The following is a 6,947-nucleotide window of genomic DNA, read 5'->3' as shown; positions in this document are numbered from 1 at the left end:
CACCCCATATGAATATGTCTGCAAAATATGGTCCGAGCAGCCAAAACGGTTTATCAGAGAACCGCACCATCAAAACGAGGGACTAAACACCTAGGGAGCGCTCTCAGTCGAGAGGGCGGCAGGCGGCGATCTTCAGCTTGGCGACGATCAGCATGGTGCCATCGGCTTGCAGGAAGGGAAGGAACGGCCGCGCGTCGTTCAGGCATTCGAGAACACGCTCGTCCGGCCCCACGAACATATGGCCGGCAAGGCTCGTTCCGTCTTCCAGAACGAGTTCCACCGCCGCCTTGCGCTTGGTGCGCAGGCGCGATTTCACGAGCGGCGGCGTTACGGGGACGAGAGCTTCGACGGTCACAGGCAGGCCTCCAGCAGGGCCTGGTCGAAGCCGAAGGCCTTGGCTTTTTCGAACGTGTGCGGGCGCAGGCCCATCGAGCGGTACTCGCCGATGATGCGGCCGTCTTCGGCCTCGTCGAGATACTCGAACTTGAAAAGTTCCTGCGTCACGATCACCGGGCCTTCCATGCCGACAACCTCGGTGATGTTCGTCACGCGGCGCGAACCGTCGCGCAGACGCTTCACCTGCACGATCATATCGACCGAATCGGCGATCTGACGGCTGATGGCTTCCTTGGGAATCTTGATGTCGCCCATCATCACCATGTTCTCCATACGCGCGAGGCATTCGCGCGGGGAGTTGGAGTGGAGCGTCGCCATCGATCCGTCGTGGCCGGTGTTCATCGCGGCCAGGAGATCGAAACACTCCTGTCCGCGAATTTCGCCGAGGATGATGCGATCGGGGCGCATACGCAGCGCGTTGATGACGAGGTCGCGAATGGTGATCGCGCCCTTGCCTTCCAGGTTGGCAGGCCGCGTCTCCAGTGTCAGCACATGCGGCTGCTGCATCTGAAGCTCGGCGGCGTCTTCGATGGTAATGACGCGCTCGCCGGGGTCGATCATCTTCGACATGGCATTCAGCATCGTCGTCTTGCCCGATCCCGTGCCGCCCGAGATGACGACGTTGAAGCGGCAGGCGCCGGCGATTTTCAGTGTCGTCGCCATCTTCTCCGACATCGAATCGCCCTTTTGCATCATATCGATGGTGATGGGCTTGGCGGAGAATTTACGGATGGAGATGGCCGTGCCGCGCAGTGAGAGCGGCGGTACGATCACGTTGACGCGGCTGCCGTCGGGCAGGCGGGCGTCGGCGAGCGGCGTCGTCTGATCGATACGGCGGCCCACGCGGTTCACGATGCGCTGTGCGATCTGGAACAGGTGCTCTTCGTCGCGGAACACGATGCTTGCGAGTTCGAGCTTGCCCTTGCGTTCGATGAAGGTCTGGTTGGGGCCGTTCACCATGATGTCGGAGACAGCCGGATCGGCGAGCAGCACTTCGAGCGGCCCCAGACCGAGCAGCTCGTCGACGAGAACCTTTTCGAGCGCGATCTGTTCGCGCCGGTTGAGCGTCAGTTTCAGCTCGGCGAGCACTTCGCCGATGATCGGCCGGAATTCCTCGCTGAGCTCGTCCTTGGTGAGTGTGGCGGCGGCTTCCGGGTCCACGCGCTCCAGAAGGCGCGGCAGCACCTGCTCCTTGATCTTGTGGATCGAGGCCTCGAAACCTTCCTGCCGCGAATTTACCGAACCGGCAGCCCCGCGCTCGCGCGCGCTGAGGCGCTGCATCGCGTCCTGAACGCGGTCGCCGGTCAGTTCCAGCGCGGGCTCGACGCTTTCCGGCATGTCTTCAACGTCGGAAAGCGGCTCCACGGCCTGGGTGCTGCGCGATCCGCGCATGGGCGCCGCGTTGCCGAAGCCCCGACGCGGCGCGCTCAGCGCCGCTCCAATTCCAGCTTTCTTGCCGAATGCGCTCATCATGATCCCCTCGGCCGAAACCATCGACCGCTGAGGGAAACTAGCGCGGCAAACTTAGCAAACTCCTAACTATACCGACTTTTTCGGAACGAAAGGCGCAGTGAATTCCGCCGTGACCCGCATCGGACGGCGGCTTTCGCGGTCGAGAAGCGCCCATGTGGTGAGCGCGCGCACGCGCACCTTGCCGTCCGGTCCCGCCACCTCGACGAAGCGGTCGTAGCGCGCACCCTTGGGCACGTCACCGACCCAGGTGCGAAGCGTCAGCGTTTCGCCGAGGTAGCTCGGGGCGCGGTAGTCGATCTCGTGACGGACGACGACCCACACGACGTTCGCGGCGAGATCGGCGGGCGCGACGGCATACCAGTGCGCGACGGCGATATCCTGAATCCAGCGCACGTAAACGGCGTTGTTGACATGGCCCAGTTCGTCGATGTCTTCCGGGGCCGGGGTCTTCTGCTGCGTGAAGACGGAAACCTGCGCGGCCTCCGTCATCGGTCGATCTGACTGATCAGGAACGCATATTCCTCGGCTTCTTCCTCCAGCGAGACATAGCGCCCCGATTTGCCGCCGTGGCCCGCGCCCATGTTGGTCTTGAGCAACAGGACGTTGTCGTCGGTTTTGGCGGCGCGCAGCTTTGCCGCCCACTTCGCCGGTTCCCAATAGGTGACGCGCGGATCGTTGAGCCCGCCGGTAATCAGCAGCGCCGGATAGGCCTGCGCCTTCACATTGTCGTAGGGGCTGTAGCTGCGGATAAGCTCGAACGCGGCCTTGTCGGCGATGGGATTGCCCCATTCGGGCCATTCGCCGGGGGTGAGCGGCAGCGTGTCGTCGAGCATCGTGTTCAGCACGTCAACGAACGGGACGTGCGCAGCCACCGCGCCGTAAAGCTCCGGCGCCTGGTTGATAATCGCGCCCATCAGCTCGCCGCCCGCCGAGCCGCCCGAGGCGGTGACACGGCCGGGAGAGGCAAAGCCCTGATCGATAAGAAAGCGGGTCACATCGACGAAATCGTTGAAGGTGTTGGCGCGTTTCTCAAGCTTGCCGTCGAGATACCACTGGTAGCCGAGATCATCCCCGCCGCGGATGTGCGCGATGGCGTAGGCAAAGCCGCGATCGAGCAGCGACAGGCGGTTTGCCGAAAAGCCCGGCGGGAAAGCGAAGCCGTAGGCGCCGTAGGCGTAGACGTGGAGCGGCCCGCGCCCATCCTTCACGAAGTCTCTGCGGTAGACAATGGAAACGGGAACCAGTGTGCCGTCGCGCGCGGGCGCCATCAGCCGCTCTGTCGCGTATTGCGACGGGTCGTAACCGCTTGGAATTTCCCGCACCTTAAGGGTTTCCAGGCGATCGCCTTCGAGGTGGTAATCGTAGACGGTGTTGGGGGTCACCATCGACTGGTAGTCGATACGCAGCCGGTCCACGTGATATTCCGGGTTGGTGGAGAGGTTCGCGACGAAGCTGGCCTCGGGGAAGGCGATGTAGCGGTGGCTGCCGTCTTCGTAGTGGTGCAGCCGGATTTGCGAGAGACCTTCGACGCGCTCCTCGACGGCGAGGAGGTTTTTGAAGCTGGTGGCGGACTGGAGGTAGTGGCGGTCGCTGCCCGCAATCAGTTCGTGCCACTGCTCCGGCGCGGAAACAGGCGCGGTGACGACCCGAAAGTTCGGGTGCGTGTCGTTGACGCGAATATAGAGCGTGCCTTCGCGTTCATCGACGTCGTATTGCCGGTCGGCCTTGCGCGGCGACACCAGCACCGGCGCGGCTGCAAAATCGTCCGTCGGCAGCAGGCGCACTTCGCTGGTCGCGTGGTCGCCGGTTTGCAGCACAGCGTATTTGCGCGATTGCGTGCGACCAATCTGGACGCCGAACTCTTCGGCCTCCTCGATATAGACGGCGCGGTCGGCGGACTGCGCGTCGCCCAGCCGGTGATGCCAGACCACCTTGGAGCGCCAGTTCTCGTCGGCGTCCGTGTAGAGGAAACTCTGCGAATCGGCGGCCCAGACGAGGCCGTAGCGCCAGTTCTCGATCACGTCGGGCAGGTCCGCACCGGTTTCGAGGTCGCGTACGCGCAGCACATAGCGCTCCGAACCGTTCGTATCGACGGCGTAGGCGAGCAAGCGACCGTTCGGGCTGACGGCGAGGCCGCCGAGCTGGAAATAGTCGTGCCCCTCCGCGAGCTTCGGCTCGTCAACGATCACGACATCGCTGCCGGCGCCGATGGGCCTGCGATACCATTTACGGTACTCGGCGCCTGCATCGAAGGCGTACCAGTAGAAAAAGTCGCCGTCGCGCTGCGGGACGCTCGAATCGTCGTCCTTCACGCGGCCCTTCATCTCGCCCAGGATCGCTTCGACGAGGCCCTTCTGCGGTGACATCACCGCCTCGAAATAGGCGTTCTCGGCACCCAGATAGGCGAGGACGTCGGTGTCCTTCACCTCCGGATAGCCGGGATCGCGCAGCCAGGCGTACGGGTCTTCAACCGTGATGCCGTGGTGCGTGAAACTGTGCCGCCTCAGGGCAGCAACGGGCGGCTTCGGGGTCTCTGTCATGGCACTCCGGTCGATCTGGGCGAAGGTCCGGCGTGTTTGCGCGCGCGGCGGCGCCTCGGTCAACCGTTCAGGATGCCTGCGCAACCTTGTCTTCATCGGCAATCGGCAGTCCGGGGTTCGACGGCGTCACCAGCCCGGCGTGCATGTCGATATGTTCTGGGCGGCCGATCAGGAAGCCCTGCACCTGGTCGCAGCCTTCGCGGCGCAGAAATTCAAGCTGTGCTTCGGTTTCGACGCCCTCGGCGGTGATCGGCACACCCAGGCTGTGGCCGAGGCTGACAATGGCGCGGACGATCTTTTCGGCCTGCGGAGAGCGGCTGATCTCGTCGACGAAGCTGCGGTCGATCTTGATACGGTCGAACGGGAAAGCGTTCAGCGTCGAGAGCGACGAATAGCCGGTGCCGAAATCGTCCATCGCGATGCGCACGCCGAGCGCCTTCAGGCGGCGCAGGTTCGAAAGCGCGCGCGCCTGATCGAGGAACAGGGCCGATTCGGTGATCTCGATTTCGAGGCGCGCCGGCGAGAGCCCGCTGTTGACGAGGATTTCATGCACGCGGCTGACGAGCGAGTTGTCCTGCAGGTGCAGCGCAGAGAGGTTCACGGCGACGCGGAACGGGCGCTCCCACTTCGCCGCTTCGAAGCAGGCCTGGTTCAGCACCCAGTTGCCGAGCGCGATGATGAGGCCGTTCTCTTCGGCGACGAGGATGAAATCGTCGGGTTGCAGCAGTCCCCGTACCGGGTGCTGCCAGCGCACCAGCGCTTCGAAACCGACGATGCGGCCGTCCGCCATCGCAGCAAGCGGCTGGTAGCTGAGCACGAGCTCACCGCCGTCGATGCCCTTCTTGAGATCGCGCGCAAGGCGGCGACGATCGCGAATGGCCTCATCCATGTCGCGGCTGAAGAAGCAGGCGGCGTTGCGTCCGCCGCGTTTCGCGCGGTAGAGCGCCATGTCGGCGAAGGCGACGAGATCCGAGGCATTGCCCGCGTCCGCCGGATAAAGGCTGATACCGACGCTGCCGGAAATCTCCGCCTTGTGCTCTTCGTAAGGCACCGGCTCCAGCAGCCGTTCGAGCAGGCTGTGCGCACATTGCGCCGCTTCGGTCGGCTGCGTGCCGCCATAGAGCGCAATGACGAATTCGTCGCCGCCGATGCGGCCGAGCAGGCTTGAGCCTTTGGCCATTGCACGCAGTCGGTTGGCGACTTCCGCAATCACGAGATCGCCGGCACGGTGACCGTGGACGTCGTTGATGTGCTTGAAAAGGTCGAGATCGATGAACAGCAGCGCGACCGGTTCGCCCTCCTGCGCGGCGCGTTCCAGCAGCGCATCAAGGCGCGTCATGAAGGCGTTGCGGTTGAGGAGGCGCGTCGCGCTGTCGTGCTGCGCAAGGTAGCGGATTTCCTCTTCGGCCTTGCGCTGCGCGCGCAGGTCGCGGATCGCGTAGACCGCCTCTGCCTTGTCGTCGGAAAGGCTGCGCGTGCGAACCTCCACGGGGATCGCCTCACCGTGGTCGAACGGGCTGAGCAGCGCGTCTTCCGTGCCCGCCTGGCTGTATCCGCGTTCGAGCAGATTCTTGTCGACGGCGCGGCCGACGACGTCGCTGTGTTCGGCGCGAACGAGGTTCAGGAAGCTCGTGTTGGCATCAACGATCTTGCCGTGCGCCGTGATGACGATGCCCTCGAAAGCGCCGTTTGCGAGCCTCCGAAGGCGTTCGACCGCACGCTCGGCGCCCTTGGCGTCAACGAGTGCTGCTCCGAGGCCGGTTGCGATAACGATCAGCGTCACCGCGGCGATGGCGCCCGCGATGGCAAATTCCGAAATGATGAGGCCGCCCGCGTCGCCCTTGCCCGGCAGGATACTGACCGCCGCCATCGCAATGAAGTGAAAGACGAATACCGCAAGGCCGAGAATGATGCCGCCCGCGGCCTGCCTCGGCACCGTTCGCGCCGGTCCCGTCACCGTGAAACCCACGCTCGCCATCACGGCGCACACGACAAAGGCCGTCGCCACGAGGTCGCGGTCGACATTGAACATCCCGTCGACGCGGAAATCCTTGAGGCTGGAGAAGTGCATCACGGTCGCCGCAAACGTGAAGATAATGCCGCCGAACGCGGGGCGCACCCAGCCGTCGAGATTGGCGGAGGCGTAAAACGCCGCGATCATCATGGGGAGCACAAGGATCAGCGATGTAAGAAGCCCGACCGGACCATGACCTGTCGGTACGCCCGGATGATAGGCGAGCATGGCGAGGAAGTGCATGGCCCAGGCGCCGAAGCCCGCAGAAATACCCGCAAGCAGCAGCCAGGTCGGCCGCGCTTCGCCCCGCGCCACGAAGCCGCGCGAGAAAAGCCGCACGGCGGTCAGCATCGACATCACGCAAATGATGACGGCAAGTGCCGTGAAATTCGGGTCGAACTGGCTCGTCAGCGCCAGTATGCGGTCCATCATTGCGATTGTTCCAGTCTCGATCTGCCGCCATATTGGCACGCGAAATTTAACAAAGCCTTGGCGCCGGGCACCGTCCGGCAGGGGTTTCATCA

Annotated in this window: 5 protein-coding genes; all 5 read right to left on the bottom strand. The window is 64.0% G+C overall.

Annotated features, from left to right (window positions below; all coding sequences use genetic code 11):
• Positions 1 to 103: 103 nt before the first annotated feature.
• Positions 104 to 355, bottom strand: a complete 252-nt coding sequence (locus GGQ98_RS08460) for a hypothetical protein (RefSeq protein WP_184067957.1) — start codon at positions 353 to 355, stop codon at positions 104 to 106.
• Complete coding sequence (locus GGQ98_RS08455; RefSeq protein ID WP_184067954.1) at positions 352 to 1,866, bottom strand: TadA family conjugal transfer-associated ATPase; 1,515 nt, start codon at positions 1,864 to 1,866, stop codon at positions 352 to 354. The genes GGQ98_RS08460 and GGQ98_RS08455 overlap by 4 nt, the downstream gene beginning before the upstream one ends.
• A 69-nt stretch (positions 1,867 to 1,935) precedes the next feature.
• Complete coding sequence (locus GGQ98_RS08450; protein ID WP_184067951.1) at positions 1,936 to 2,358, bottom strand: acyl-CoA thioesterase; 423 nt, start codon at positions 2,356 to 2,358, stop codon at positions 1,936 to 1,938.
• On the bottom strand, positions 2,355 to 4,409 hold the full coding sequence (locus tag GGQ98_RS08445) for a S9 family peptidase (protein ID WP_184067948.1): 2,055 nt from the start codon (positions 4,407 to 4,409) through the stop codon (positions 2,355 to 2,357). Before GGQ98_RS08445 ends, GGQ98_RS08450 begins: the two co-directional genes overlap by 4 nt.
• 67 nt (positions 4,410 to 4,476) lie before the next feature.
• Positions 4,477 to 6,855, bottom strand: coding sequence for a bifunctional diguanylate cyclase/phosphodiesterase (locus tag GGQ98_RS08440; RefSeq protein WP_184067945.1), 2,379 nt, complete (start codon positions 6,853 to 6,855; stop codon positions 4,477 to 4,479).
• Between the last annotated feature and the right edge of the window lie 92 nt (positions 6,856 to 6,947).

Source organism: Sphingosinicella soli (assembly GCF_014199685.1).
Lineage (GTDB): Bacteria > Pseudomonadota > Alphaproteobacteria > Sphingomonadales > Sphingomonadaceae > Sphingosinicella > Sphingosinicella soli.
The sequence above is the reverse complement of the archived record's forward strand: the minus strand, read 5'-3'. Positions and strand labels throughout refer to the sequence as shown.